At 67.6% G+C, this 1,987-nt stretch carries 1 protein-coding gene; it reads right to left on the bottom strand.

All coding sequences use genetic code 11. The features are described from left to right. A partial coding sequence (locus tag OXS49_RS33205; protein WP_267428747.1) for an ABC transporter substrate-binding protein occupies window positions 1-1,547 on the bottom strand: 1,547 nt, incomplete at its 3' end. Window positions 1,548-1,987 lie beyond the last annotated feature (440 nt).

Raw genomic sequence — 1,987 nt, 5'->3', positions numbered from 1 at the left:
TGCGGGAAGCCGGTGCGCAGGCCGGTCAGCCCGCGCGAGGCCGTCGCCTCGTAATAGGCGCCGAGCGGCAGGTACGGCACGTCGATGAAGAACTGCCGCTGGATCTCGGCGCAGATCGCCTTCTGGGCCGCGGAATCGGGCGCGGCGAACCATTGCGCGCGCAGCGCCTCGAGCCGCGGGGCACGGGGCCAGCCGAACCAGGCCTGATCGCCGTTGCCGCGGATGCCGAGCTGGCCGGCGGGATCGAAGTTATTGGTGCCGTTCAGGTAGGTAACGAAGGTGCTCCAGCCGCCCTTGTCGGGGAACTGGCGACTCGCTCGGCGCTGCACCAGGGTGCCCCAGTCCATCGCGACGAGGTCGACATTCAGCCCGCTCTTCTGGAACGCCTCGGCGGCAACTAGCGCCAGCGGGTGGGTGGCGGGATAGTCGGTCGGGTCGAGCATGACGACGCGCTCGCCCTTGTAGCCGGCCTCAGTGAGGGCGCGCTTTACGGCGCCGAAGTCGCGGGGGCCGACCAACACCTCGGTGCCGTCGCGCGTCGCCATCGGAGCGTCCGGGCTGAACACGCCGACATGGTCCTTCCACAGGGCGCGCTCGTCGCCGGCGACCGCGCTCATGAACTCGGTCTGGTCGATAGCGCCAAGCAGCGCTCGGCGAATCGCGGGATTGTCGAAGGGCGGGTGCAGGTGGTTGAAGCGCAGGCAGCCGACGCCGCCGACCGGATCGAGCACCTCCAGCCTGACCCCCGGCTTGGCCCGGAGCAGCCCCTGCAGGTCCGGCGTTGGGTTCTGCCACCAATCGACCTCGCCGGCCGCCAAGGCACTGGCAGCCGTGGAGGCGTCCGGCACGATCCGCCACTCGACCCGGTCGTAATGCGCGCGCTTCGGCCCGGCGGTGAAGCTCGCCACGCCGTCCGGGCGGGGCACGTAGCCGTCGAAGCGCTCGTAGACGGTGAGCGCCCCCGGGATCCGCTCGTCTGCCTTGAAGCGGAACGGCCCGGAGCCGACCATCTCGGTGACCTGCGTATTGGGATCGGTCTTCGCCAGGCGCTCCGGCATGATGCAGGGCATCGAGGTGCCGGTCTTGCCGAGCGCAGCGGGCAGCAGCGGAAAGGGTCGCTTCAGGCGGAACACCACGTTACGGTCGGAGGCGGCGGTGAGCTCGTCGGTGGCCTCCATCAGCGCTCGGGCGAAGGCGTCGCGGGCGGCGAACCGACGGATGCTTGCCACTGCGTCGCGGGCCAGCACTGGCTCGCCGTCGTGGAAGCGCAGGCCCTCGCGCAGGGTGAGCCGCCAATGGCGGCCATCGGCCTCGATCGCATGCCCTTCCACCATCTGCGGCTGGAAATCGTAGCGCGCGGTCTGGCCGTAGAGGGTGTCGAAGACGAGGTAGCCGTGGTTGCGCGTGACAGTCGCGGTTGTCCAGATCGGGTCGATGACCGCGACGTCACTTTCCGGAATGAAGCGCAGGACCTTCGCGGGCTGCGCCACCGCGGGCCGCACGACAGAGGCGGCAGCCAGCGCGGCGAGAACCTCGCGGCGCCTCATGCGCGATCACTCGTGCTTGGCACCATCAAGATCATGCACCCTTCACGCTGGTGGCTTCGCAGAGTGCCCTTGGATCAGCGGCGAGGCAAGTTGGAGCGCCGGACGAAGCGGTGTCATGATTGGAGGGGCGATGGGTCTATGAACCCGTGCCCTTCACTGCCCAAGGCGTAGGCAGGCCGCTCCGCGCCGCGCATTGCCGTCAGAAAGCTGATATTCGGCTTTGCGCCCAATTCAGTCATTCAGCTGGATGTGACCACGTCCTGTAAGCGGACGCTACCGGATGCGATCTAACATTTGCATAAGGCCGGCTTATAGAGCGTGCTCGCGACTAATCACGTCCTAACTACAGCGCCTCACGGCTCAGCCAGCTGCCTTAAGGATACGCTTCCGTCTACGGCTTGTGCGAGCCTCATTGACGTGGGAGATTTGCCCACATAAGG

This window comes from Methylobacterium sp. GC_Met_2 (assembly GCF_026540795.1).
Taxonomy (GTDB): domain Bacteria; phylum Pseudomonadota; class Alphaproteobacteria; order Rhizobiales; family Beijerinckiaceae; genus Methylobacterium.
The sequence above is the reverse complement of the archived record's forward strand: the minus strand, read 5'-3'. Positions and strand labels throughout refer to the sequence as shown.